The organism is Sphingobium sp. LMC3-1-1.1, from assembly GCF_040676285.1.
Classification (GTDB): domain Bacteria; phylum Pseudomonadota; class Alphaproteobacteria; order Sphingomonadales; family Sphingomonadaceae; genus Sphingobium.
On the sequence record NZ_JBEGHQ010000008.1, the window covers coordinates 16,161 to 42,090 of the forward strand.

The following is a 25,930-nucleotide window of genomic DNA, read 5'->3' on the forward strand; positions in this document are numbered from 1 at the left end:
TGCTTCCGGCGGGAAACGGTCGGCGCGGGCAGTTTAATCCATAGCGCCTCTTCTAAAGATCGAAGATTTCCGTTCGAAGCGAACGAAAGCTCAGGCGAGGTGGCTCGCAACCCATTTCATCTTGAAGAGCAGATGTCCCGCCGCGCCATTGTCGCCGGCCAGGTTGCGATTATAGCGAAGCGCCATTCTCGGCGGCTTCCAGTGCAGTGCATCCATGACGCTGGCGATGTCCTCGCCGGCCGCGAACAGGTTGTTGGAGATCCCGACCCGGTGAACGGACAAAGAGACCGCGCCCGGTGCCCCATAGCCATTTTGATTGACGGACTGACTTTGCTGCAACTGCATCATTTTCTGACGCCTTTCAGCATGCGCGCCGCGGCGTTGGCGGAGGGCGCAAGCTTGCGACCATAGCGGAGCGCGGTCGCAGTGGAGGTCCAGCGCAGCGCTTGCGCAATCGGTCCCGCATCCTCACCGCTGGCGAACAGGTCCTGGGTCAGGCCGACCCGCAGTGAATGGGTGCTGAGCGCGTCGATCGCCTCGGCCAGAGCGGTGCCCATGAGATCCACCAATCCCTGATCAGCCGCAGCCAGCGCGGTGCGCTTGATGATCAGCCGCACGGCGGCCGGTGTCAGCGCCTGCTCCCCGATCTTGTAGATTGCGCTCGCCGATCGCGCCGGCTGCGCCGCCATGCGGTCGCGGTCGACCTGGGCATGATAGGCCAGATCGCTGATGGCCAGCGCCCGCCGCGCCGCGCGCGCGTTGGTGCGGACGACCGCAACGCGGCGGAACAATACGCCCTTGCGGATCACGGCAGCCTCGACCCACAAGGCGACACGCCGCATGGTATCAGGCGACAGCCACACCCAGGCCCCCTGCCCTTCCTGGTCGGTTTTCGAGCGCGCCAGCTCAAGCAGGGCAGACCCGTCCTCCTGGGGCTCGATCCGGTCGAGTTCCACGGCCGCCAGCTCCGAGACGCGCAGACCCGCATCATAGCCCAGCGACAGCAGCGCCGCATCGCGCAGCCCCATGACATCGCCACCGCAGGCTTCGAGCAGGACCGACAGCGTGAATCCCTTGACCGCCTCGCGGCCGATGCCCTCGCCGAAGCGCAACGGGCCGGCCTGGCGCTGCCGCACCCCGACCCGTCGCCGATGCCCGCGCAGCGCGTCGCGCACCACCGCCCCGCCCACGGGGCTGGCAACCCCGAGCAGCTGGTGCGCCACCGCCAGCGAGGACAGCCGCCGCGACACGGTCGCGGGTTTGAGCCGCCGCGCCTCGCAATAGTCGACATAGGCCACGAGCCGCGCTTCGCTGGCGGGTAGACCGATCCCGCCCTGTTTCGCCGAGAAGCGCGCATAGCAGTCGCAATCGACCGCGAGCGCCTTGATGCTGGCGGGGGCTCGCGCCTCGAGGCCCTTGCGGAAGGCTAGCGCGTCGAGAGCGGTACCCTCCCCTGTCAATAACTGGAGCAAGGCAACGAGCTGGGCCTCGCGATCCTGCGCGGAACCGGCGGGGCGCCGCGGCAGTTTGGCCTCGCCCGGCGCGAATACCGTCACGATCTCCCCGGAAACCGCAGCTTTGGTCGTCTGCCGCCGGGCAGCATACCCGTTGCGAACCGGACGGTCGCCAATGGACCAGCCCTTGCACGAATCGGGACCGCTTACGGCTGGCGGGGGTGGGTAGCGGACTGGCAGGTTTCCGCGAATGTCATCGAAAAAGCTGCCTGTCATCCTCATCAATGGGCATTGGTGATCGCTTGCGTATCCGTCGTGACAGCCATGGCAACATCACACTGGAGAAATTGGAGACCAGCTTCGCGAGGAATATATCAGCCGCGACTCCCGTATTTCATGCCAACTTCGAAGATTTCTGAATTACCTCCAGACTTCTCCGTTGATTCGGATAACTGAAATCGCGCTATCCCTGTTTTGTCATCACCATTCCACGCGTAATTTTTTATCGTCGGACAACGGATAATTGCGCTCCATCTATCCTCGCCCTTATAGATATAATCTCTGTAGTAGATTTCGAGTTCAGATTGGACGTTCATTGCACTTGGCCGACTTGGTGAACAGCCGCTAAATGCGATGACGACGGGCAGAATATGCAATGGGCGGATGGCCAAAAAGGAGCTCCTGATTTCTGCCTGAACTACGGATTATAGTGTCGAGTAACAGGCCCGCCGGCAAGCCAATCTGCCGACCGCTTCTGGTCGTCAGAAATGCCTTGGAAGCAATTGGAGGCAATACCATTCCCACATTGCCTATCGAGACTGACGGCTTCATAAGGGACTATGACAATTCCTTTACAGAATTCAGCCGCCCTTTTCCGTATTCAAGAAAATTGGCTTGCCGCGAAAGAGCGGAAATTACTGAACTGGCTGTGCGCTCAAATGCCGCCGTACGTCACGCCTGATCGCCTGACGGCCTTGGGCATGTTCGGCGCATGCATGATTTTTCTAGGCTACGTGGGGAGCAATCTACATTCATCCTGGCTGTTGCTCGCCATCGCCGGTTATGTCGTCCAATGGTTTGGGGATTCGATGGATGGGAGCATCGCTCGCTTTCGCCGCATCGAACGTCCGTCCTATGGCTATTTCATCGATCATAGCTGCGATGGGCTTGCGACACTGTTCATCCTTACCGGCATTGGCCTTAGTCCGTTCGTCACCATGGACGTCGCGATGGTGGCGCTTGCTGGATATCTGCTGCTCTCGATCCACGCCTACCTTTCCGCGCGCGTGTTGGGAGAGTTCAAGCTGTCTTATCTCGCAGCGGGCCCGACCGAATTGCGATTGATCCTCATCGCGCTGACGTTGATGATGATGGCTCTGGGTTCTGGTCCAGGATATTTCGGACGTCTGTCAGGCTTCGACCTGTTTGTTGGGACAGTCGGATTTATCCTCATTCTCCTTTTCGTCATTCAGACTTTGACCACCGGCCGGCGACTGGCGCGATCCGAGCGTGGGGCAGAATGAAAAGCGGTGCCTTGGGGGCGATGGCGAGGATAGCTGTTTGGTAACGCAGGCGACACGTGCCCGACTCGACGAATGGCGTTGTTTGGCACTGTCTCAGGCTGCCGAGGCCGTCGCCGCCCGCCCGGCCAAGGCCAGCTTCTCGGTCGGTTTCCTGACCGGACAAGAAGTGGAGTGGCTCCCTCATGTCACGCAAATCCTGCGCGACCAGCTCAAGGAGATCGATTTCCGCGTCTCGAGCGACTTTTCGCCCGCCGTTGCCAAGGCGCTGCAGCGTGGCGAGATCGACCTTGGCTTCTCCCGCGTCGAGCCCCAGCCCGATGTGACCTATGCAGTCATCGCATCCGAGCCGATCGTGGCCACGCGCAGTTCGCCCGCACCGGGCTCGGGCGTGGGCAGTTCGCTAAGCTGCAGCGTCTCGGGGCCGCCCGCCCGGAGGGAAAGCAGCGCCTTCATCACAGCACCTCGAACAGGCCGGCCGCGCCCATGCCTCCGCCGATGCACATCGTCACGACGACATGGCGCGCGCCGCGCTTCTTGCCCTCGATCAGCGCATGGCCAACCATGCGCGCGCCCGACATGCCATAAGGATGGCCGATCGATATCGCGCCGCCGTTGACGTTGAGCCGTTCGTCAGGGATGCCGAGGCGGTCCTGGCAATAGAGCACCTGCACCGCGAAGGCTTCGTTGAGCTCCCACAGGCCGATATCGTCTACCGCAAGCCCGAAGCGTTCGAGCAGGCGAGGTACGGCGAAGACAGGGCCGATGCCCATTTCGTCGGGCTCGGTACCCGCCACTGCCATGCCGACATAGCGGCCCAGAGGCGCAAGACCTCGCTTTGCAGCCAGGGCGCCATCCATCACGACGCAAGCCGAAGCACCGTCGGAGAGTTGCGACGCGTTGCCGGCGGTGATCACGCCACCTGCGACCACAGGCTTCAGCGCCGCCAGCCCGTCGGCCGAACTATCGGGCCGGTTGCTCTCGTCTTTGGTTAGCGTCACCTCTTTCGCGGAGGTTTCGCCGGTCGCCTTGTCGGTGACGGACATTGTCGCGGTGACGGGGATGATTTCCTCGTCGAAGGCGCCGGTGGCCTGCGCCTGGGCAGTAAGTTGCTGGGAACGCAGGGCATAGACGTCTTGCCGTTCCCGCGAGATGCCGTAGCGCCCGGCGACCACTTCGGCGGTCTGCAGCATCGGCATGTAGATGTCCGGCACCATCTTGAGCAATTCGAAATCCGGGCTGACGCGCAGTTCGGGTGTCTGAACCATCGAGACGGACTCGACACCGCCGGCGACGACCACATCCATACGGTCGACGATCACCTGTTTGGCAGCGGTGGCGATCGCCATGAGACCGGACGAGCACTGCCGGTCCATCGTCATGCCCGCCACCGTGACCGGGAGACCGGCGCGTAGCGCGGCGGTACGGCCGATCGTTTGCTGCACGCCCTGTGGAAGTGCCGCGCCAAGGATCACATCGTCGATTTCGGCTGGATCGACACCCGATCGCTCGACCGCCCCGCGAATAGCGTGCGCGGCCAGCGTGGGGGAAGGGGTGGCGTTGAATGCGCCTCTATAGGCCCGGCCGATCGGGGTGCGGGCGGTGGAAACGATAACGGCGTCGCGCATAGGAAACTCCTGTCAGAAGAGGGCGTCAGATCATGAAAAGGATGTGCCAAAGCGCGACCAGAGCAGGCTTGTCCGCCCCTTCGATCTCGACGGTCATCTTCAGTGTCTGCTGAAAAGATCCGGGCGTCTTTTCCACGACTGAAACAAGTGTCGAGGCGGCTCTGATACGGCTGCCCGAACGTACGGGATGGATGAAGCGCACCTGGTCCAGCCCATAGTTCACCTCGATGCTGGCGGCGGGCACGGCCGGGCGCGATATCGAGTTCTGGAGGTGGGGCAACAGCGACAAGGTGAGGAAGCCGTGCGCAATGGTGCCGCCGAAGGGCGTGGTGGCCGCGCGGACGGGATCGACATGGATGAACTGATGATCGCAGGTGGCGTCGGCGAAGCGGTCGATCATCGCCTGATCCACCACGATCCAATCCGAATGACGCACGATGCCGATCTCGGCCCGCAAAGCCTCTGGCAGCGTAGTCACGCGAACGCGTCCTCCGGCATGGCGCGGGCAAGATCGCCATGTCTTTCGACAACTGACAACCAGGCGAGGGCCTGCGGCAGTTCAGTGTCAAAGAAGAAGCGGCAGGCGTAACTGAGCCCCGCCCGAAGCTTGTCGTTGGCGAGCGACACGCCCTTGAGCGCCATATCGAGCCAGAGCCAGCCCAGGATGCCATGCCCGAAGGCACGCAGGAACAGGGTCGCGTCATCCAGCGCTTCGGGCATGACGCGCAGCCGCAGGCCATCGACAACCTCCTCAACCTTGTCCCAATAGGCCAGCAAGGCAGAGCCCAGCGAAGACCATTCCGCTGCCTTGTGCGCCTGATCGGCGGTTGCGGCGATCCGATGCCGCAGGAGGGCGAGCGATCGGCCATCGGACGTCAATATCTTGCGGCGGAGCAGGTCGATGGCCTGAATGCCGGTCGTGCCTTCGTGGATCGGATTGAGCCGGTTGTCGCGCCAAAGCTGTTCCACCTCGAAATCGCGCGTATAACCATAGCCGCCATGAACCTGGATCGCGAGATCATTGGCGATCAGGCCGAATTCGGACGGCCAGCTTTTGGCCACCGGCGTGAGCAGAGATAGCAGGCTTTCCACCTCTTCCCCGCCGGTATCGATCAGCCGCGCGCAATAAAGGCACAGGGCGAACGCTCCCTCGGCATAAATTTTTTGTTGCAGCAGCATGCGCCGTACATCGGGATGGTCGATGATGGGGATGGCAGCGCCGCCCTGCATTCCGGCCACGCGACCTTGCACGCGTTCCCGCGCATAGCGCAGGGCGTGGCGATAGCCGCGATAGGCCAATGCTGCAGCCCCCATGCCAACCGATATCCGGGCCTCGTTCATCATCATGAACATCTGGGCCAGCCCTTCTCCCTCCGCGCCGACACGCCAGCCTATGGCACCATCGGCTTCGCCGAAATTGAGCAGGCAATTCGAAGTGCCGCGATTGCCCATCTTGTGGTTGAGACCGGCGACGCTGACGTCGTTGACCGTATCGTCCGGGAGTATCCGAGGCACAATGAAAAGCGAAATGCCCTTCGATCCTTCCGGCAGACTGCCGTCGGGACCCGCCACCTTGGCCAGCACGAGATGCACGATATTCTCGCTCACATCCTGGTCGCCGCCTGAAATCCACATTTTATTGCCGGTCAGCCGATAGCGGAAGCCGAGTTCATCCTCTCCCTCGCAGACGGCGCGGGTCCTGATGTCGCCCAGGCTGGAACCGGCCTGCGGTTCGGACAGACACATGGTTCCGAACCAGCGGCCCTTGATCTGAGGATGCGCGAACCGCTCGACCTGACGCGATGTGCCGAACGTCGAAATCAGGCGGGCATTGGCTGCTGTCAGCATCGCGTAGCCGATCGTCGAGATATTGGCGGCTGCGAAGATGCTGTGCAGGGCGAGCGAGGCGGTATAGGGCAAACCCAGGCCGCCCAATTTTTCAGGGAAGCTCACGCCCGACAGGCCGAGCTCGGCATAGGCGCGCAGGGCGACATGGATCGCAGGGCACAGGCGTACCCTGCCATCTTCCAGCCGGGGTTCCTCGATATCGGCCTGCCGGTAATGCGGCATGAAGACATCAACGGCGAGTTGCCGGGCGGCATCCATGATCGCGGACAGCACGTCCCGATCCGTCAGGGCACCCACATCCAGCCAGTCGAACAATTGGAATCCGAGCATCTCTCGCGAAGGCAGAAAGTCGTCCGGACTCTTCATGCGGCGCTACCCAGTGCAATGAATCGTTCCAGATGATGATCTTCATCGCCCAATTGGTGATCTATCATGACAAGCCGCTTCGCATAATGGGACAGCGGTAGTTCCCAGGTCATCCCGATGCCGCCGTGCATCTGGATCGCTTCTTCGGCGGCCAGCGCGCCAACCCGGCCGATCGTGTATTTGGCGGCAGAAACGGCGCGTTCCCGTGTTGTACGTGGCCCTTCGAGCGCGGCTGCGGCATTAATGGCAGCGGATCGCGCCTGTTCTATTTCCAGGGCGACGGTTGCCATGCGATGCTGGAGCGCCTGAAATTTGCCGATCGGCATGCCGAATTGCCTGCGCGTCCGAAGATAGTCGAGGGTCGCGGCCTTGAGCATGTCCATGGCCCCCACCGCTTCCCAGCTGAGGGCAACGATGCCGGCGGCAATGGCATCTTCGATCAGGGCATGGCCATTTTCCGAAACCCGCTTGGCCGGCGTGTCCGTTAGCATCAGATCCCCACCACGGCCTCCATCGATCAGCGGATAGCCATGGACCCTGAGACCCGGCGCACCCTTATCGACGAGAAACAGGCCCACGCCCGCTTCGTTGCCCGCTGCGCCGGAAAAGCGCGCACCAACAAGGATGTGGTCGGCCTCCTCGACCTGCGGGACGACCGCCTTGCCGCCGTTGAGCAGCCATCCATCGCCTGCCTGATGCGCCTGCGTTGCGATCCGGGTCAGGTCATCACCGCTATGTGCCTCGCCCTGGGCAAAGGCGAGAAGCTTTGTTCCCGCAATCACTTCGGCCAGCAGGTCCGCCTGTGTGCCAGATCGGGCAAGCGCGCGGCCGGCCATCAGCGTGCCGAGAAAAGGTTCTACGACCAGACTCCTGCCAAGCTGTTCGAAAATCACGGCGATGTCGAAGCCCTTGCCGCCGAAACCACCTGTTTCCTGGGAAAAGAGCGCGCCGATGATGCCGAGTTCGGCCATCGCCCCCCAATGTTCGGCGGACCATCCGCGCTCCGACGCGCTGATCGCGTGGCGCTGGTCTACAGGATATTTCTGCTGCAGGTAGCGGCCGAGCATGTCGGCCAGCATCCGCCGGTCCTCATCATGATGAAAATCCATGTCAAAGCTCCAATATGGCTTTGGTAATGATCTCGCGCTGGACTTCGTTCGAGCCGCCAAAGATCGACAGTTTTCGATTGTTGAAATAATCGGCCGCGACAGGCGCTGCGTAGGAGGGACCGACGGGAGTGCCGTTAAAGTCCTCGTCCAGCGCTTCCGATACGAAAGGATGCGCATAGCGTCCCAGCGCGCGCCGGGTGAGGCTTGTGATCTCCTGCCGGATTTCGGTTCCGCGAATCTTGAGCATCGAACTTTCCGCAACCGGCGCCACCCCGTGCCCGGCTGCGGCCAGAACGCGCAAATTGGTGGTCTTCATATTCTCAAGATCGATTTCGAGCTTCGCCATCCGGGCAGCGAAGAAGGGGTTTTCGGCAAGGGGCCGGCCATTTTTGATCTGCGCCGCGACGATGTGCCGCAAATGATCGAAGGCCGCCATCGAAGCGCCAACGCCCGCTATGTTGGTGCGCTCGTAGGTCAGGAGATATTTGGCGTAGGTCCAGCCCTTATTCTCCTCGCCCACCAGATTTTTGATCGGCACCCGAACATCGGTGAAGAAGACTTCGTTCACCTCCTGCTCGCCGTCGAGCAGGGTGATGGGACGTACTTCCACGCCCGGTGTCGCCATGTCGATCAGCAGGAATGAAATGCCCTCCTGCTTCTTGCCCTCGCTCGACGTGCGGACGAGGCAGAAGATCTTGTCGGCATGTTGGCCAAGGGTGGTCCAGGTTTTCTGACCGTTGACGATATAATGGTCGCCCCCGGCATCCCTGCCGCGCACCGCGCTGGTCTTCAGGCTGGCGAGATCCGATCCCGCGCCCGGTTCCGAATAGCCCTGGCACCACCAGTCCGTGCCGTCCAGAATGCGGGGCAGCCAATAGGCCTTTTGTTCTTCTGACCCGATTTTGATGAGGACGGGCCCCAGCATCGACAGGCCGAAGGGAATGATACGCGGCGCGTGTGCGAGCGCGCATTCCAGGTCGAAAATATAGGACTGGGCAAAGGTCCAGCCCGTGCCGCCATGTTCGACAGGCCAATGGTTCGCCAGCCAGCCGCGGCGGTTCAGTATCGCATGCCACTGCTCCATGTCCTGCTTGGTCAGCCGTTTGCCGGTTCTTACCTTTTCGGAGAGAACCGTTGGCAGATTGTCGCGCAGGAATTCGCGAACGGTGGCGCGGAAGGATTCCTCCTCCGCGGTGAAGTCCAGGTTCATTGGGCAGGTCCTTGTGGGAATTGCGTGCGGAGCAGTTTCTTGTCTATCTTGCCCACGCTGGTCTTCGGCAGGGTGTCGAGGGTCGCGAAATGCCCGATCTTCGCGTAGCGGGTAATTTCGCCGCGCTGTATCGCGGCTAGAATGGGAGCATTGATCGCGTGCAGCGTTGGCGTGAATCCGGGCTGCGGCACGACCACGGCCATCGGACGTTCGCCCCATTGCAGGTCGGGCAGGGCTATGACGGCAGCCTCGGCGATGCCTTCGACGGTGCAGATCAGTTCCTCCAGCATGATGGAATCGATCCATTCCCCGCCGGTCTTGATGACGTCCTTCAGCCTGTCGCGGATCATTATATTGCCCCGTTCGTCCAGGGTCGCGATGTCCTGCGTATGCATCCAGCCACCGCGCCAGAGCGTCGCTGACGCCCGCTCATCGCCTGCATAGCAGGGCGTCAGCCATGGCGCGCGCAGCACCAGCTCTCCGCGCGTGGTGCCGTCGGCGGGCAGGACGTTCATGTCCTCGTCCACGATCCGGGCGGAGACGAGAGGGACGGCAATACCGCTGGTGCAAAACGCCTCGACAATGGCGGCTTCCTGGCCGTCGTCGTCCCGCCGCCGCCGTGCGATCGCAATGATGGGCGCGGTTTCCGACATGCCGTAGCCCGCCACCAGGTTCATGCCGCGCCGCCGACCTTCGGCGCACAGCGCCTGCGTTAGGGCCGCGCCGCCGATCGTCATGGTCCAACCTTTGAGATCGGCCCCCGTCCGGTCTGCCGCATCCAATATCATCTTCAGGATCGTCGGGACGCAATGGGAGTATGTGACGCCATGTTCGGCCCGGAGCCGACAGATCATTTCCGGTTCGTAGGGGCCGGGATAGACCTGTTTCAGTCCCAGCATCGTCGCCACATAGGGCATGCCCCATGCATGGACATGGAACATGGGGGTCAAGGGCATATAGACCGATTCCGCGCCGAAACTGGGGCTGAGCGCGCTGACGCCGAAGGGAGCCCTGGCTACCAAGGCGTGGAGCACGAGCTGGCGGTGGGTAAAGCAGACGCCCTTTGGATTGCCGGTCGTGCCGGTCGTGTAGAATGTCGTCGCCAGTGCATTTTCATCGAAATCGCGGAATGGGAAATCCGCGCTCGCGGCGGCGGACAGCGCCTCATATTCCCCGGTTGCCCAGGTCGGCAGCGGGCCTTCCGCCCCATCCATGATCGCGACCACCGCCTTCACCGCCGGAAGTTGGGGCAGGACGGTCTCCACCAGCGGGAAGAAGTCGCGGTGCACGATCAGGATTTCGGCGCCGCTATGATTGAGAGTGTAGCATAGCTGTTCCGACGGGAGGCGGACATTGGCGGTCATCAGCACAGCACCCATCATCGGAACGGCGAAATAGGCCTCCAGATAGCGATGGCTGTCCCAGTCGAGCATCGCGACGGTCGAGCCTTCCTCGGCGCCCAGTCCGGAGAGCAGCGACGCCAGCCGCCCGATGCGATCATGAAAGCCGCGATAGGTGTAGCGATGCTTGTCGCGATAGATGATTTCCTGATCGGCCGCCGACAGCATGGCGCTGTCGAGCAGATGGCCGATCGTGAGCGGGAAATGATAGGCTTCCGGCGCGGCGGCGGGAAAACGAAGGGGCATGATCCTCTCCTGTTATAGTTTACGGCTGAAGGTCCCTCCTTTGGGGCCTTACAACGTGCCACCGGTCGCAGCGCGGGCCTTCAGCAGCGGCGAAATGGCGAAATTCGGACCGAGTCGGTCGCCATAGCGTTCCAGGCCCGCGACGATCGCGGCAAGTCCGGTCTGCCCGGCCCAGAACATCGGGCCTCCCTTGTGACGCGGCCAGCCATAGCCGTAGATCCAGACCACATCGATGTCAGAGGCCCGCTGGGCGATTCCTTCCTCCAGAATCTTCGCGCCTTCGTTGATCATCGAATAGAGGGTACGAACCTCGATCTCCTCATCGGAAATGGTGCGGGGCGTGACGCCTGCCTTTGCGCGGAAGGCATCGACGATCCGGGTAACGACGGACGACGGCTTCGGCTTGCGGCCTTCGCCATAGTCATAATAGCCCGCGCCGGTCTTCTGGCCCCAACGGCCCTCTGCGCACAGCGCATCCTGGATCGTTTCGATGCGATCGGGATCGCGATGCCAGCCAATGTCCACTCCGGCAAGATCAGCCATCTGGAACGGCCCCATGGGCATGCCGAAGGCGGTATGCACGCGGTCGATCTGTTCGGGCGTCGCGCCTTCCAGCAGCAGCTGCGTCGCATTGTCCTGGCGCGGAATGAGCATGCGGTTACCAATGAAGCCGTAACAGACGCGTGAGACCACCGGCACCTTGCCGATCCGCCGGGCAAGGTCCATGCCGGTCGCCAATGCATCGGGCGCCGTTCGGGCGCCGCGCACCACTTCGACCAGCTTCATGACATTTGCGGGTGAGAAGAAGTGCAGGCCCAGCACGTCCTGGGGCCGCCTCGTCGCGGAGGCGATATCATCAATGCTGAGATAGGAGGTGTTTGACGCGAGCATTGCGCCCGGCTTCGCGACGGCATCCAGCCGCGCGAAGATTTCCTTCTTCACGTCCATATTCTCATAGACCGCTTCGATCACCAGATCGCAGTCGCCCAGAGCCGCGAAATCGAGGCTGGGGGTCAGCAGGCCCATGGCACTTTCAACCTGTTCGCCGGTCAGCCGTCCCTTGGCAGCGGTTGCTTCATAATTGCGGCGTATGATGCCCACGCCGCGATCCAGCGCGTCCTGCGTCATTTCGACGATCGTCACGGGGATGCCAGAGGACAGGAAGTTCATGGATATGCCGCCGCCCATCGTCCCCGCGCCGATCACGCCGACCTTGCGGATGGGGCGCAGGGCGACGTCGGTGGGCAGCCCATCGATCCGGGCTGCCGCGCGCTCGGCAAAGAAGACATGCCGCAGCGCCTTCGACTGATTGCCTTCCATCAGCGCCGCGAACAGCGCGCTTTCCTTGGCCAGGCCTTCGCGGAAAGACATGTTCGCTGCTGCCTTCACCGCACTTACACAGGCCTGGGGGGCAGCCAGCCCCTGAATCCTGGGGGCCTGGTCGGCCACAAAATGTTCGAACAACGATGCGTCGGCCCTGACCGGCAGTTCGCTCGTCCGCCGCACGCTGCCCAGCGAACGGGCATAGGCAATGGCGTCCTGCATCAGCGTTGCCTCATCGGCCAGACGGTCGACAAGGCCGATGTCGACGCCCTGTGAGGCATGGATCGGATCACCCGAGACGATCATCTGGAGCGCGGCCTCGACACCCGTGAGGCGAGGCAGGCGCTGGGTGCCGCCCGCACCGGGCAGCAGGCCCAGCTTGACCTCCGGAAGCCCCAGTTTCGCTGACGGCGTCGCGATACGGTAATGGCAGCCGAGCGCCACTTCCAGACCTCCGCCCAGCGCCATGCCGTGGATCGCCGCGATGACCGGCTTGCCGCTTGCCTCTATGGCGTCGATCACGACGGGCAGGGATGGATCGGCGATCGGCTGGTCGAATTTGGTGACGTCGGCGCCGCCCGAGAACATGCGGCCCGCACCCCGGATCACGATTGCCCTGACGGCATTGTCGGCCTGCGCATTGCTGATGGCGTTCGCCAGCCCTCGCCGCACAGCCGTGCCGAGGGCGTTTACCGGCGCGTTGGCCATCGCGATTTCCAGAATATCGCCGTGGAGCTGAATCTCGATCATGATGCCTCTGTGTTTCAAAATGTGGTTTCGCCCAGTTGCCTGCGGCGAGGGAAGGGATGGGATGAGGACAGCCCGCCATCGACGACCAGAGCCTGGCCGTTGACGTAGCTGGCGTCGTCGGAAGCGAGGAATGCGATGGCCTGCGCGATTTCTTCCGTCTGACCGCCTCTGCGCAGCGGATTGAGTTGGCCAATCTGATGCTCGAGGCCACGGGTGCGGGCATTGTCGTAAAGCGGCTGGGTCATGCCGGTTTCGATCAGGCCGGGGCAGACCGCATTCACGCGGATATTCGATCCGGTGAGCTGTTGCGCTGCAGTCTGCACCAGATTGATGACACCTGCCTTGGATGCGGAATAGGCAGGACCACCCGCTCCTGCGCGCAGGCCCGCCACGGAGGCCGTGCAAATGATGGCGCCCGTCCCGCCAGCGGCCAGCATCGCGCGCGCACCATGCTTGATCGCCAGGAACGGACCGATCAGGTTGACCCTCAGCAACGCGGCCCAATCTTCAGCGCTCTGGTCCAGCAGGCCCGCCATGCCGCCGCTGACACCTGCATTGGCCACGATAATGCCGAGTCCTCCCTGACGACCCGCCGCCGCCGCGACCAACGCCGCCACATCGGCGTCGCTGCCCGCGTCGCCGCGCATGGCAGTGATGGACGGATGGCTTGCCGCGACATCCTCGACCGCATCGGTGATGTCAAAGGCCAGCACATGCGCACCCTCCCGCGCGAAGGCTATTGCCGCTGCCCGGCCGATCCCCGATCCGGCGCCAGTCACCACGACATTGCGGGAGGAGAAGCGCCCGGTCACAGGACGCCCCGGGCCGTAGCGCCGCCGTCCACCACGATCGTTTGTCCAGTCATGTACGTCGCCGCCTTTGCCGCCAGGAACAGGGCGGCGCCGGCAATCTCCTCCGGCTCACCGATGCGGCCGAGCGGCGTCGCCTTTTGCAGGGCGGCCTCAGCCTTGGGATCCTCCCACAGCGCGCGGGCGAAATCGGTGCGCATCACACCGGGCGCGATGGCGTTGATCCGGACATTATGGGGTCCGAGTTCCACCGCTAGATTGCGCACGAGCTGGAAATCAGCCGCCTTGGAGATGTTATAGGCGCCGATCACATCAGATCCGACCAGCCCGCCAATAGAGGAGATCAGGATGATCGCACCGTCCCGGCGCGCGATCATTTCAGGTGCGATCATGGAAATCAGCCAGTGGTTGGCGAGGACATTGTTGTCGAAGATCTTGCGGAACTGCTCATCGCTGATCCCGGCCATCGGGCCGTAGTAGGGATTGGTGGCGGCATTGCAAACCAGCAGGTCGATGCCGCCCAGCCGTTTTCGCGTTTCGGCGACCATCGCCTCCAGTGCCGCCTTGTCGGAGATGCTGGCGGCAATGGCGATCGCGCGTTCTTCACCATGGCAAGCGTTGATCGCGGCGGCGACTTCCTCACAGGCGGCCTGCCTGCGGCTGGAGATCACCACGCGGGCACCCGCCGCCGCATAGGCTTCGGCAATCGCTCGGCCGATCCCGCGCGTGGATCCGGTGATAATCGCGACCTTCCCGGTCAGGTTGAACAGTTCCATGGATTTCCTCTCCAGAGCTCCGGCGGCTTTCTTCCCGCGTGATTAACGACCGGCTCCGGCCCTTTGCGCCTGATCCCACGCGGCGTGGGCCAGTGTGCCTATTTGTTCCACCGCCGTCGCGGCCTGGGTGCTGGAGGCATTGCCGTCGGCCAGCCTCTTCTTGACGCCTTGAAGGATGCCGATGAGGCGGAACAGATTATAGGCGAAGTACCAGTGCAGATCAGGCAAGCTCTCACGCCCTGTCAGCGTACAGTAGCGCTGAACGGCCTCATCCAGCGTGGGTATGCCCTCGCGGTCCAGATCGATGCCCGCCAATCCAGCACGACCGTCCCTGGGCAATGCCCAGTTCATGGCGAGATAGGCAAAGTCGGCTATCGGATCGCCGATGGTCGCCAGTTCCCAGTCGATTACGGCCCTGACCTGGCGATAATCCGGCGCGAAGATCAAATTGTCGATTCGATAGTCGCCATGGATGATGGACGTCGCGGTCTGCAGGGGCACAGTGCGGGGCAGCCAGTCGATCAGCCTTTCGACCTCAGCGATTTCCTCGGTCTGGGCGGCGCGATATTGTGTGGTCCAGCGACCCACCTGCCGGGTGAAATAATTGCCGGGGCGGCCAAAATCCTCAAGGCCCAGCGCGGCATAATCGATTTTGTGCAACGCAGCCAGGGTATCGATCATCGTTTCATAGACGCGCCGCCGTTCCCGCCTCGACACTTCGGGCAGGGCGCCGTCAAAATGGTTGGCCCCTTTCACCATCTCCATCAGGTAGAAGGGCGCGCCGATAACCGCGCTGTCCTGGCACAGGGCGATGGGGCGCGGGATAGGGAAGCCCGTGGGTTGGAGCGCGCTGAGCAGGCGATATTCGCGCTCAATCGCATGGGCGGAGGGCAAAAGCGGGCCAAAGGGTTTGCGCCGCAACACGATATCGCCGTCGGCCGTGCCAACCCGGTAGGTGGGATTGGACTGGCCGCCTGCGAATTTTTCGATGCGCAGGACGGGTGCATGGCGGGCTGCGGCTTGCACCAGCCATCGGGACAGGCTGGCTGCATCGATATCGGTCATGCCCTGACTTCCGGATAGCGAGCAAATTCCGACCGGGCAATGGCGCGGGCGTGAACTTCATCCGGACCGTCGGCAAGACGCAACGTGCGGATGTGTGCCCAGTCCGCCGCCAGGGAAAAATCGTCCGAAACCCCGGCGCCACCATGCGCCTGGACAGCATCATCGATAATCCGCAAGGTCATTTGCGGCGCCTGTAACTTGATCATCGCGATTTCGTCGCGCGCTGCCTTGTTCCCGGCGCGGTCCATCATGTCGGCAGCTTTCAGGCAGAGCAGGCGCGTCATTTCTATTTCGGTGCGGGCACGGGCGATCCGTTCCTCCCAGACCGAATGGTCACCGATGCGCTTGCCGAATGCCGTCCGACTGAGCAGCCGACGGGTCATGGCTTCCAACGCCTCCTCGGCGGCACCAATAGTCCTCATGCAGTGATGAATGCGTCCCGGCCCCAGGCGGCCCTGCGCGATCTCGAACCCACGCCCCTCCCCCAGGATCAGGTTTTCAGCAGGAACGCGAACATTGTCGAGCGCGATCTGGGCATGGCCATGGGGTGCGTGGTCATAGCCGTAAACCGACAGGGTTCGCTCTATCTTCACGCCGGGCGTGTCGAGATCGACCAGGATCATGGCCTGCTGGCGATGTCTGTCGCCATCCGGATTGGTCTTGCCCATGACGATGGCGACCTTGCATCGCGGGTCGCCCGCACCGGACGACCACCACTTGCGGCCGTTAATGACATAGTGATCGCCCGCCCGCTGGATGGAGGTGCGGATATTGGTCGCGTCAGACGAGGCAACTTCCGGTTCGGTCATCAGGAAGGCAGAGCGAATCTCTCCATCCATCAACGGCTTCAGCCAACGATCCTTCTGTGCACGCGTTCCATAGCGGTGCAGCACTTCCATGTTGCCCGTGTCGGGCGCGGAGCAGTTGAACAGTTCCGACGCCCAGGCGATGCGTCCCATTTCCTCGGCGCACAGCGCATATTCGAGGTTCGTGAGGCGTTCGCCGGAAAACAGGAATCTGTCGTCAACCAACGCCTCATGGGCCGGCGGCATGAAAAGGTTCCAGAGCCCGGCCGCCTTGGCTTTCGCTTTCAGCCGCTCGATCACCGGCAATGCCGACCAGCGATCTCCGCTCGCCAGTTCGCGCGCATAGTCACCGGCCGACGGCCTGACCTCGTCCTGCATGAAATCGCGTACCCGTCGCTGAAAGTCCAGCTCGCGATCCGTCTGCGTGAAATCCATGAATCCGCTCCCAATTATTCTGTTGTTTCGACCTTCAGGCGGCGCCCAGGACGGCCTTCACTTCCAGGAAATCGGCCAAGCCATATTTGCCGCCTTCCCGGCCATTGCCTGACTGTTTGTAGCCACCGAAGGGCGTGGTCATGCCACTGGCCCACATGTTGATGGTGACGATCCCCGCCCGAATCCGTGGCGCTACGGCCGCAGCCTTGGCAGGATCTCCCGAAATGACCGCCGACAGCCCGTAAACCGTATCGTTGGCCAGGCGGACAGCTTCATCCAGGTCACGATAGCTGGTGATGGTGGCAACGGGACCGAATGTCTCCTCACGGAAAATCCGCATGCCGGGATGAACTCCGGCAAGAAGCGTGGGGCGCACGAAATAGCCCCTGTCCAGTCCCTCTGGCCGGCCCGGGCCGCCGACGACGAGTGTCGCGCCTTCATCAATGGCGGAATCGATCAGGTGCTGGATCTTCTCGAACTGCGCCTTGTTGACGACCGGACCGATGTGAAGACCCGGCTGGTCCGGAGAACCCACGTCCACAGCCTGCATGATGGCGGCAATGATGGCCGTAGCGGCTTCCAACTCCGCTTCATGAACCAATATCCGGGTGGGCGCGATGCAGCTTTGCCCTGAATTGGCGAGCACTCCCTGCACGGTTAGCGGCAGTATGGACGCCAGATCCGCGCCGGGAAGTACCAGATTGGCTGCCTTCCCACCCAGTTCCTGATGGACGCGCTTGACGGTCGGAGCCGCGGCTTGGGCGACGAGAATGCCCGCCTGCGTCGATCCTGTGAAACTGATCATGTCGACGCCGGCATGGCGGGACATGGCGGAGCCGACCCCCGGCCCATCACCATGGACCAGATTGAAGACTCCGGCTGGTACGCCCGCCTTTTCGAGAATCTCGGCCAGGATCACGGCGCATCCAGGGGTTTCTTCGGACGGCTTGAGGATGATCGTGTTGCCAGCGGCAAGCGCCGGTGCGATCTTTGCGCAAATCTGGTTGAGCGGCCAGTTCCATGGCGTAATCAAGCCCACGACACCGATCGGTTCGTGCAGAATGCGGGCGCCGTCCACCTGTTCCTCAAACGGGAAATCGCGAAGCGCCGCCAGTGTTCCCATGATCTGGCCCAGGCCAGCGGCGACCTGCGCGGCCTGCGCAAAGGATATCGGCGCGCCCATTTCCTCGCTGACCGCCTTGGCCAGATCGCCTGCCCGCGCTTGATATTCCCCGACAATCCGTTCCAGAAGCTGGATGCGATCGGCGACCGGCCTGGCACCATAGCGTTCAAAGGCATCTCGCGCTGCGGTCACCGCGGTATCGACATCCTGCGCATTGCCCAGGGTCAGCCATGCGACCGCTTCCTCCGTGGCCGGATTGATGACCGTCCTGGTTTCGCGGCCCGCGCTTTCGATCCACGAACCGCCGATGAAATGCCTGTCATACACACGCATGGGTATCTCCTTGAAATCTGTTCTGTTGATGGAAGTGGAGGGAAGACCGTTCCGGCCCCGCCAAGGACTGCATTCAGTCCCTCATCTTCCGTTTTCCGGCACGATCGGGTCATCCGGCATTGTTACGCCTTCCGGCGAAGCCTGCCATGTAACGAGCAGTATCAGGACCCCGCCGGACAGGAATGTTCCGACACTGAACCACAAGGCGCCAATAGCCCCGAAATGATCGACAATGATGCTGGCCATGAAAGGCACCAGCGCTGACCCGGCCAGTTGGCTGACCGGCAGATAGAGTACTGCACGCCGCCGGCGATCCACCGAGATCAGCATGCCGGTGTAGAATGGTTGGCCGAACAGCCACAAAAATCCATAACCCGCGACAAAGACCCACGGCACCCACGCCACCGCTCCCGCCAATGCGAGTACCGCCACCAGCACCGGTTGGATCATGGCAGCAGCCAGGATGACGGCACGATCCGCCAGATATTCTCCCCACCGCGCGGCGGCGAAGGCGCCGATGACCTGGCTGCCAAGGCACAATGCGACAAGCGATCCCCGCTGGCCTGAACTATAGCCGAAATGCCCAAGAACGACGCCGAGATAACTCCATGTGGCGATGATGCCGCCAATATAGAGACCCGCCGTTGCCAACAGGACTATGCCGTTCCCGGGTATGCCGCCCCCCGCCGGATCGGGCGGAGGAGGACGAAGGCGGCGGGGCGCCCATGGAACCATCATCAGGCTCGCCACGCCCGACAGGGACAGGATCAGCAAGGCTCCGTCGGTTGCCGAACCCCGCCAGAGGACGGAAGGCATGAACTGGGCGACGACAAGTTGCAGGATTGTCTGCGCCGCAAGGAAGAAGGCCGACAGACGCTCCGGGTTTACGCTTGTCGCTATCGCGGATCCGGCCAACGCCAGCAGAGTGCCTTCCCCTACTCCTGCCATGCCGCGCCCCATGGCCAGCCACGGCAACCCAGATCGGCCGACGAGCAGCAAGTTGGCCAGGACCAACAATATGCTGCCTCCGGCGAGGACAGCCTGCGTTTGCATGAACCGCAACAACCGGAGCCCGCCGAGCGACCCCAGCGCGATCATCGTCAGTTCGCACATCGCCAAAGGACCGACCCCTCCTTCGGACAGGCGACCTTCGACCGTCAGGGCGCCCAACAGAATTGGCTCGACTCCAAGGACAAGCAAGCCGATGGAACCGGCTGCCAGACAGACCGGAATATGGCCGTGTCCCAGTCGGTTCGCATCGTGCATCAGAAATTGATCCTTGCGTATACGCCTGCGACCCGTGGCGGAGCATAGCTCAATTCATCGACGCCCAAACTGTCGATGGGTGAAATATAGAGCAGATAGGTCTTGTTGAAGAGGTTCTTGGCGAACACACCCATCTCAATCTTGCTGTTGGATGAACGCCAGCCGATCTGACCGTTGACGACCGTTGCGGGACCGTCGGACAGTCGGTTCCGCTGCGTGTTGTCGAAAAAGACCCGGCTGCGCCAGTTGGCGTCGATGCTCGACACGATCGCGCTGCCGTCTGCCAGGGGCATGTTATAGCTGATGGAGCCCCCGATCGACCATTTGGGCGAGTTTTGCAGGACATTACCGGAGAAATCCTGTCCGTCCGACACATATTTCAGAATCTTGCTGTCAAGATAGGCGACCGATAAGGAGAAGCTCAGATTGCGGGATATTTCGCCTGCCAGTTCCGCTTCGCCGCCATAGGAGCGGGAACTGGCGGCATTATCGAGTATTTGCATGGTCAGGCCGTTGCGCAAGACCTGCGAGAAAACCTGCTGGTTCTGATAATCATAATAGAAAGCGGACAAGTTTGCGCGGATCTTACGACCGAACAAATTTGTCTTCAGACCGACCTCATAAGCGTTCAGGATTTCGTTGTCATAAGGTTCGATCTGCTCAATACTGCTGGCCAATCCCCCAAAAAAACCGCCGGACTTGTAACCGCGATTGTAAGTGGCGTAGATGCGCGCATCAGTCCCCAGTCGGTAATTGATGCCGGCGCGGCCAGACCAGTCGCTGAAGGTCTTCCGGCCGTTGAAATGCAGCAGGACAGCCAGGCCATTATCAACCTGGCTGGTATAATTCAGGGATTTCCGGTCTGCCGACCAGCGTAGACCGCCCGTTAACGTCAGACGATCTGAAACATCGTAATCAGCCTGGCCGAACACCGCATAGCTGTCGACCTTCTGGATGTTAGGCCACCCAAAGACTCCCACCGAATTTTCGATGCTGAGACCTGTCGGATTGTTGTCCGTAATGAACATCGGGCGCAAATCCCGCAGGGTGTCGAACGAACTGTCGTCATTTAGATGATCGTGCATGTAATAAGCGCCCGCCACCCACCTGAGGCGCGTCTGCCCGTGGGATTGCAGGCGCAATTCTTGGCTGAACTGACGCTGCTTGGTATGGAAATGCCCTTCGATCATCTGCAGCGGGCTGGCGTCGGTATTTTCCCGGTCGTCGCGCCAGGCATTCTGATAGGCAGTAATGGCAATCAGATCGACTGCGCCCATTTCGATGGTGGCGGATAGGTTTGCGGTGGTGACATCCACCTTGTCCTTGCCGTCCACATTATCTTCCAGCGATCGGGGACGCGGATCGGTATCGCTATAGCCCAACAGGTCCGTACAGCCGGATGAATTGTAATATGCGGGCGCGCATAGCCCGTCGGAACCGGCAAATTGCGGTGCAGTGGGGAACAGGGAACGATGCTTGACCTGAATCGCGTCGCCGCGGTTCCGGAAAAAGCTCGCCTGGGCAAGAATTTCCACATTGCTGGCCGGCGTGAACAGCAACTGGCCGCGCACCGCCCAGCGGTCCGCGGCTCCGGCCTCACGGCGCGTCAGACGATTGTCAGCAAAGCCATCGCTGCTCACCCTTTGGCCGGAAACGCGGAAAGCCAGCTTGTCCGCGATTATCGGACCGCCGACGCCCGCATTCAATGTGACGCTGCTATACTCGCCATAGTCGACCGACGCGTCGCCGGTATATTTCCAGGTCGGACGTTTCGTGATGACATTGATCGCCCCGCCAGTGGTATTCCGCCCATATAAAGTGCCTTGCGGACCGCGGAGCACTTCAATCCGATCAATGTCATAGAAGCCGGCGAGCTGCGCGAGGGGCGAACCGACATAGACGCCGTCGACATAAATCCCGACGCCGCTTGCCGAACCTGGATTGAAGTCGGAAAGCCCCACGCCTCGGATGAAGATTTTGGGATTGGCGGCCGCATCCGATGTGGTGAGCCGAAGGCCCGGCACGATATTGTTGAGATCAAGCGCGCTGGTTATATGGCGGTTCTGGACGTCTTTGTCCGCAAGCGCTGAAATGGCGATAGGAACGTCCTGCAACCGTTCGCTGCGTTTGTTGGCGGTCACGACGATATCGGCAGGTTCTCCGGCACCAGGGCCGCGATCGCTGGCAGGGCCTGTCTGCGCTGCGGCCGGAACGGCGAGAAGCAGAAGGGACAGGGCTGAACTGGCCAAGAGGTAATTTCGTATCATGCTTTCCCCCTTTGATGTCTTGATTTGTCGTTGGCGCCTCGATCAACCGAGATCCACTTCCTGATGCCGTGACAAGGTTCCAAAAAGATAGTGAAGATTACCATATAGACAAGACTATTTTTTATATCGTTTTTCGCCAGATGCTGTTAAGCGCGCTTTCTGCCCTGATCTCCGGCGATTACCTGTGCCAGTAACGTGCCGAAAAAGCGCGACCAGGCCGGGGGGAGCCCCCGTCGAGAACGAGGGTGACGACGTCGCAAAGGGGTAACGTAGGTTAGATTAGAAAGGTGATTCGGGGACGTTTATGACCAGAGAGAAGCCGAAAGCGCCAAGAGCGTCGAAAGGAAAATCTCCCGCCGGGAAGAGCGCGGCCGACCAGATATCCCTGAATACGAAAATGGAACCTTCGCAGGATCGCGCGAAGGCGACATTCGAACTGATCCTTGAAGTAACCGGCGAACTGCTGGGAGAAGTCGGGATCGAACGGCTATCGACCAACATGGTGGCGCAAAGGGCCGGGCTGACGCCGCCCGCACTCTATCGCTATTTCCCCAACAAATACGCCATATTGCGGGAAATGGGGCGACGGCTGCTCGCGGCCGAGGATGAAGTCGTGTTCGAATGGCTGGCGGCGGGCAATGCCGAGCGCCCGACCACCCTGGAAGAGGATGTGCAACGCAATGTCGAGTTGCTGCGCCGTGTCAGGAAAATCGCGCAGGATCAACCGGGCGGCGCGTGGATTCTCCGGGTGATGCGCGCCGTTCCGATCCTGCGCGAAGTGCGGGCCGAATCGATCGATGCCGTTGCCGACGCCCTATATCAACGGCTGCGGCCCGTCCGTCCCGACCTGGACGAAGAGAGACTACGGGCTGCGACCGTTTTGAGCACCAGTCTGACGACCGCCGCGAATGAGTTGATGATCGATAATCCGGCACTGGAAGGGCATGTCGCAACAGAGGTCGCACGAATGATGGCCCTTTATTATCGCGACCTTATCGGCGAGAATTAAGGAAGATCATTACTGCCGGAACGCCATGATTGTCGGCGCAACCGGGCCACTATATTCGGCCCGGCCAGCCATGCCTGTCGACTACTCCCTTTGACCCCGAAACCTTCCACGACGTCAGTCTGTGGCGCCGCACGGCCATGCGCCTTGTCGTCTGACGCTGCAACAACTGGCCCCAGCCGCTGGGAAAGCGACACTGGGCGGCACAAAAGATAGTCATCATTATTTTTTTCTTGACAACAGATGGGATGTCGCGCTGTTTACCGGCAACGATGAACAGGAGACTTGGCTCATGAAGCGACAGGCAGATCAGGCGCTGAAAGCGCGCGCGTTGAAAGTGATTCCCAACGGAATGTACGGGCATGAGTCGACCCGGCTTCTGCCGGAAAGCTTCCCGCAATTTTTTGAGCGTGCCGAGGGGGCCTATATCTGGGACGAGGATGGAAACCGTTATCTGGATTTCATGTGTGCCTATGGCCCAAGCCTGTTCGGCTACGGCCTCAAGTGCATCAATGATGTGGCGATCGATCAGATGTCCCGGGGCGATACGCTGACCGGACCGTCGCCCCTAATGGTGGAACTGGCCGAAACGATGGTGTCGATGGTCAGCCATGCTGACTGGGCCATGTTCTGCAAGAACGGCACTGACGCAACCACCATGGCCATGATGTCGGCGCGCGCGCAGACGGGTAAAAGGATCGTGCTGGTCGCGCAGGGTGCCTATCATGGAGCCGCGCCCTGGTGTACGCCGGTCCCCGCTGGGACACTGCCTGAGGATCGCGCGTTCCACCGCAGCTATATCTACAACGATGTCGAAAGCCTGAACGCGGCGGTGGAGGCTGCTGGCGATGATCTGGCTGCGATCTTTGCCTCACCGTTCAAGCATGACGTGTTCGCGGATCAGGAATTGCCGGACCGGGCTTATGCGCACCGCGCCAGGGAACTTTGCGATGCGACGGGCGCCATGCTGATCATCGATGAAGTGCGTGCGGGATTCCGGCTGGCCCGCGATTGCAGCTGGGCACTGGTGGACGTCAAGCCGGACCTCAGTTGCTGGGGAAAATCGCTCGCAAACGGTCTTCCAATCTCCGCGCTTCTTGGGTCCGACCGCTGCCGTGAGGGTGCGGGTTCCATCTACGTTACCGGATCGTTCTGGTTCTCGGCGGTACCCATGGCGGCTGCGCTGGAGACGCTGAAGCTCATCCGGGACAGCGACTATCTCGAACAGGGGATAAAGCTGGGCACGCAGTTGCGCGAAGGGCTGGATGCCGTTGCAGCTCGTCACGGTTTCACCTTGCGGCAGACCGGTCCGGTCCAGATGCCGCTTATCATGTTCGCCAATGATCCGGATTGCCGCATCGGCTATGCCTGGACGGAAGAAATGCTGAAGCGGGGTGTCTACATGCACCCCTGGCATAATATGTTCCTGTGCGCTGCCATGACGGAGGCGGATATCGCCATGACCGTTGCCGTCGCCGACGAAGCATTTGCCGTCATCGCGTCACGCCTGTCCTCGCTTCAGCCACATCCCCTATTGATGGCGATGGCCGAGACCGAAGGCGCAGAGGCGGCGTGAGGGGAGAGAGGACATGACGAACCGCTGTGACCTGATGGCGGTCGGCCTGACGACCCTGGACGTGACGGTCTATCCCGTTGACGCCTTGCCCGAACCGGACGGCGGACAGTTGGTGGAGCGTATCTGCCTTGCACCAGCAGGGACGGCCGCCGGGACAGCCTATGTCGCGGCAAAACTGGGATTGTCCGCCACCATCGTGTCTGCTGTGGGATCTGATCCGCAGGGCCGCATTGTCCGCTCCATGCTGGAAGAAGGCGGCGTCGACACGGCCATGCTGGAAACCAGTGATGCAATGCCGACATCGACGACCGTCCTGCCGGTCCGGTCCGATGGCGCGCGACCCATTTTCCACATGATAGGCGCCAGCGTCATGGCCGACATCCCGGCCGGCGCATGGGCAGCGGCCAATCAGGCAAAGGGCGTTCATTGGGGGGCAGTGGGCTTCCCTGGCGTAAAGGACAGCGGAGCAGATTTTCTACGAGCGGCACGGACGGCAGGGGCGTTCATCACATGTGATCTGATCGTACCGTCCGAAGAGTCGATGCAGGATCTTGCCCGATTACTACCCTTTGTCGATCTGTTCATGCCGAGCCTTTCGGAGATCAGCTATCTTGCCGGCACCGAAGATCCGAACGAGGCAGCAGCCTTTTTCATGAATCTCGGTGCCGGAGGGTGCGTGTTCAAGATGGGGGCGCAAGGCGCCTTGCTGATTACCAGGGAACAGAAGATCGCGGTGCCCGGGTTCAATATCGTTCCTGTCGATACGACCAGTTGCGGAGATTCCTTTTGCGCCGGCTTTCACGCCGCCCGCGGCCGGGACTTGCCGCTTGAGGATTGCCTCCGTTTTGCCAGTGCAACCGCGGCGCAAGTGGCGCAGGCGGTCGGGACCACTGGCGCGTTGCAAGGCTTCGATACGACATGGGATTTCGCCCGGACAGCACCATTGCGGCAGGGGATTGCAGCGTGAGCAAAGAACTGGAACTGCGCAAGACTATCGTCGCGGTGATGCGGAAAATGGACGCGCGAGGCCTCAATCGCGGCACTTCGGGTAATGTGTCGGCGCGCTGGCGGGATGGCATGCTGGTCACACCCTCCGGTGTCGTCCCGGATGAACTGACGCCTGACACCATCACATTTGTCAGGGAAGACGGATGGACTGCACCCGAAGGACCGCGTCCGTCGAGCGAATGGCGCATGCATATGGGCGTCTATGAAAGGCGGCCTGACGCCCAAGCCGTTGTCCATTGTCACGCCCGCCACTCGACCATCCTGGCTTGCGCCGGACGAGAGATACCGCCGTTACACTATATGGTGGCGGTGGGTGGAAAGGCATCCGTGCCGGTTGCTCCCTATGCCACTTTCGGCAGCGACGATCTGGCGAAAAATGTGGTGACCGCTCTGGATGGGCGGCGGGCCTGCCTGATGGCCAATCATGGGCTGATCGCCGTCGGTCCGAACCTGTCTTACGCCTTCGCGATAGCGGAAGAGATTGAGGAACAGGCAGCCATATATTGGGGCACACTGGCCATTGGCGGCCCTGTCCTCCTGGAACAGGATGAAATGGACAGAATATTGGACGCCTTTTCCCGATACGGCCAACGTTGAACGTCCGTG

At 61.6% G+C, this 25,930-nt stretch carries 22 protein-coding genes and 2 pseudogenes; 6 read left to right on the plus strand and 18 right to left on the minus strand.

Annotation, left to right across the window (positions count from 1 at the left end; all coding sequences use genetic code 11):
- Nucleotides 1-90: 90 nt before the first annotated feature.
- Both MRBLMC3_RS09880 and MRBLMC3_RS09885 read right to left on the minus strand, forming a co-directional pair.
- Nucleotides 91-348, minus strand: a complete 258-nt coding sequence (locus MRBLMC3_RS09880) for a hypothetical protein (protein WP_363735772.1) — start codon at nt 346-348, stop codon at nt 91-93.
- Nucleotides 345-1,730 carry an integrase gene (locus MRBLMC3_RS09885; protein WP_363828110.1) on the minus strand — a complete coding sequence of 462 codons (1,386 nt, stop codon included), beginning with the start codon at nt 1,728-1,730 and terminating at the stop codon, nt 345-347. Before MRBLMC3_RS09885 ends, MRBLMC3_RS09880 begins: the two co-directional genes overlap by 4 nt.
- Nucleotides 1,731-2,293: 563 nt before the next feature.
- Between MRBLMC3_RS09885 and MRBLMC3_RS09890 the strand changes: the two genes are divergently transcribed.
- Together MRBLMC3_RS09890 and MRBLMC3_RS09895 are read left to right on the plus strand one after the other, a co-directional pair.
- The gene (locus tag MRBLMC3_RS09890) at nt 2,294-2,977 is read left to right on the plus strand and encodes a CDP-alcohol phosphatidyltransferase family protein (RefSeq protein ID WP_363828112.1); all 684 of its coding nucleotides are present in this window, start codon (nt 2,294-2,296) and stop codon (nt 2,975-2,977) included.
- Between the two features lie 166 nt (nt 2,978-3,143).
- Nucleotides 3,144-3,275 (plus strand): annotated as a pseudogene (locus MRBLMC3_RS09895) (LysR family transcriptional regulator); the annotation flags it as partial.
- 26 nt (nt 3,276-3,301) lie between these two features.
- On the opposite strand, the gene MRBLMC3_RS09900 reads toward MRBLMC3_RS09895, so the two are convergent.
- From MRBLMC3_RS09900 to MRBLMC3_RS09975, 16 genes and pseudogenes are all read right to left on the minus strand, one after another.
- On the minus strand, nt 3,302-3,430 hold the full coding sequence (locus MRBLMC3_RS09900) for a hypothetical protein (RefSeq protein ID WP_363754402.1): 129 nt from the start codon (nt 3,428-3,430) through the stop codon (nt 3,302-3,304).
- Nucleotides 3,430-4,602, minus strand: coding sequence for an acetyl-CoA C-acyltransferase (locus MRBLMC3_RS09905; protein WP_363735776.1), 1,173 nt, complete (start codon nt 4,600-4,602; stop codon nt 3,430-3,432). Before MRBLMC3_RS09905 ends, MRBLMC3_RS09900 begins: the two co-directional genes overlap by 1 nt.
- A 25-nt stretch (nt 4,603-4,627) precedes the next feature.
- Complete coding sequence (locus tag MRBLMC3_RS09910; RefSeq protein ID WP_363828115.1) at nt 4,628-5,080, minus strand: MaoC family dehydratase; 453 nt, start codon at nt 5,078-5,080, stop codon at nt 4,628-4,630.
- Complete coding sequence (locus MRBLMC3_RS09915) at nt 5,077-6,816, minus strand: acyl-CoA dehydrogenase (protein ID WP_363828117.1); 1,740 nt, start codon at nt 6,814-6,816, stop codon at nt 5,077-5,079. Before MRBLMC3_RS09915 ends, MRBLMC3_RS09910 begins: the two co-directional genes overlap by 4 nt.
- Entirely contained in the window at nt 6,813-7,925 is a 1,113-nt protein-coding gene (locus MRBLMC3_RS09920; RefSeq protein WP_363828119.1) for an acyl-CoA dehydrogenase family protein, read from the minus strand. Before MRBLMC3_RS09920 ends, MRBLMC3_RS09915 begins: the two co-directional genes overlap by 4 nt.
- Before the next feature lies 1 nt (nt 7,926).
- Complete coding sequence (locus MRBLMC3_RS09925; RefSeq protein ID WP_363828122.1) at nt 7,927-9,135, minus strand: acyl-CoA dehydrogenase family protein; 1,209 nt, start codon at nt 9,133-9,135, stop codon at nt 7,927-7,929.
- Entirely contained in the window at nt 9,132-10,781 is a 1,650-nt protein-coding gene (locus tag MRBLMC3_RS09930; protein WP_363828125.1) for a long-chain-fatty-acid--CoA ligase, read from the minus strand. The genes MRBLMC3_RS09925 and MRBLMC3_RS09930 overlap by 4 nt, the downstream gene beginning before the upstream one ends.
- A 48-nt stretch (nt 10,782-10,829) precedes the next feature.
- Nucleotides 10,830-12,854: a 3-hydroxyacyl-CoA dehydrogenase NAD-binding domain-containing protein gene (locus MRBLMC3_RS09935; RefSeq protein WP_363828127.1), complete on the minus strand. Its 2,025-nt coding sequence runs from the start codon at nt 12,852-12,854 to the stop codon at nt 10,830-10,832.
- A 14-nt stretch (nt 12,855-12,868) separates the two neighbouring features.
- A complete protein-coding gene (locus tag MRBLMC3_RS09940; protein WP_363828130.1) occupies nt 12,869-13,666 on the minus strand; it encodes an SDR family NAD(P)-dependent oxidoreductase in 798 nt (265 codons plus the stop codon).
- The gene (locus MRBLMC3_RS09945) at nt 13,663-14,439 is read right to left on the minus strand and encodes an SDR family oxidoreductase (RefSeq protein ID WP_363828133.1); all 777 of its coding nucleotides are present in this window, start codon (nt 14,437-14,439) and stop codon (nt 13,663-13,665) included. Before MRBLMC3_RS09945 ends, MRBLMC3_RS09940 begins: the two co-directional genes overlap by 4 nt.
- Before the next feature lie 42 nt (nt 14,440-14,481).
- Nucleotides 14,482-15,504 (minus strand): phosphotransferase family protein, encoded by a 1,023-nt coding sequence (locus MRBLMC3_RS09950; protein ID WP_363828135.1) that lies wholly within the window; start codon nt 15,502-15,504, stop codon nt 14,482-14,484.
- Nucleotides 15,501-16,745: an acyl-CoA dehydrogenase family protein gene (locus MRBLMC3_RS09955; protein WP_363828137.1), complete on the minus strand. Its 1,245-nt coding sequence runs from the start codon at nt 16,743-16,745 to the stop codon at nt 15,501-15,503. The genes MRBLMC3_RS09950 and MRBLMC3_RS09955 overlap by 4 nt, the downstream gene beginning before the upstream one ends.
- Nucleotides 16,746-16,779: 34 nt before the next feature.
- A complete protein-coding gene (locus MRBLMC3_RS09960) occupies nt 16,780-18,201 on the minus strand; it encodes an aldehyde dehydrogenase family protein (RefSeq protein WP_363828139.1) in 1,422 nt (473 codons plus the stop codon).
- 81 nt (nt 18,202-18,282) lie between these two features.
- The gene (locus MRBLMC3_RS09965) at nt 18,283-19,467 is read right to left on the minus strand and encodes a hypothetical protein (protein WP_363828142.1); all 1,185 of its coding nucleotides are present in this window, start codon (nt 19,465-19,467) and stop codon (nt 18,283-18,285) included.
- Complete coding sequence (locus MRBLMC3_RS09970) at nt 19,467-21,173, minus strand: TonB-dependent receptor (protein ID WP_363828165.1); 1,707 nt, start codon at nt 21,171-21,173, stop codon at nt 19,467-19,469. Before MRBLMC3_RS09970 ends, MRBLMC3_RS09965 begins: the two co-directional genes overlap by 1 nt.
- A 141-nt stretch (nt 21,174-21,314) precedes the next feature.
- Nucleotides 21,315-21,734 (minus strand): annotated as a pseudogene (locus tag MRBLMC3_RS09975) (TonB-dependent receptor plug domain-containing protein); the annotation flags it as partial.
- A gap of 397 nt (nt 21,735-22,131) precedes the next feature.
- Between MRBLMC3_RS09975 and MRBLMC3_RS09980 the strand changes: the two are divergent.
- The 4 genes from MRBLMC3_RS09980 (at nt 22,132) to MRBLMC3_RS09995 (ending at nt 25,921) form a co-directional block, all read left to right on the plus strand.
- Entirely contained in the window at nt 22,132-22,743 is a 612-nt protein-coding gene (locus tag MRBLMC3_RS09980) for a TetR/AcrR family transcriptional regulator (RefSeq protein ID WP_363828144.1), read from the plus strand.
- 289 nt (nt 22,744-23,032) lie between these two features.
- The gene (locus tag MRBLMC3_RS09985; protein WP_363828147.1) at nt 23,033-24,316 is read left to right on the plus strand and encodes an aminotransferase class III-fold pyridoxal phosphate-dependent enzyme; all 1,284 of its coding nucleotides are present in this window, start codon (nt 23,033-23,035) and stop codon (nt 24,314-24,316) included.
- 13 nt (nt 24,317-24,329) lie between these two features.
- Complete coding sequence (locus tag MRBLMC3_RS09990) at nt 24,330-25,283, plus strand: carbohydrate kinase family protein (protein WP_363735792.1); 954 nt, start codon at nt 24,330-24,332, stop codon at nt 25,281-25,283.
- Nucleotides 25,280-25,921, plus strand: a complete 642-nt coding sequence (locus MRBLMC3_RS09995) for a class II aldolase/adducin family protein (RefSeq protein ID WP_363735793.1) — start codon at nt 25,280-25,282, stop codon at nt 25,919-25,921. Before MRBLMC3_RS09990 ends, MRBLMC3_RS09995 begins: the two co-directional genes overlap by 4 nt.
- Nucleotides 25,922-25,930: the final 9 nt, after the last annotated feature.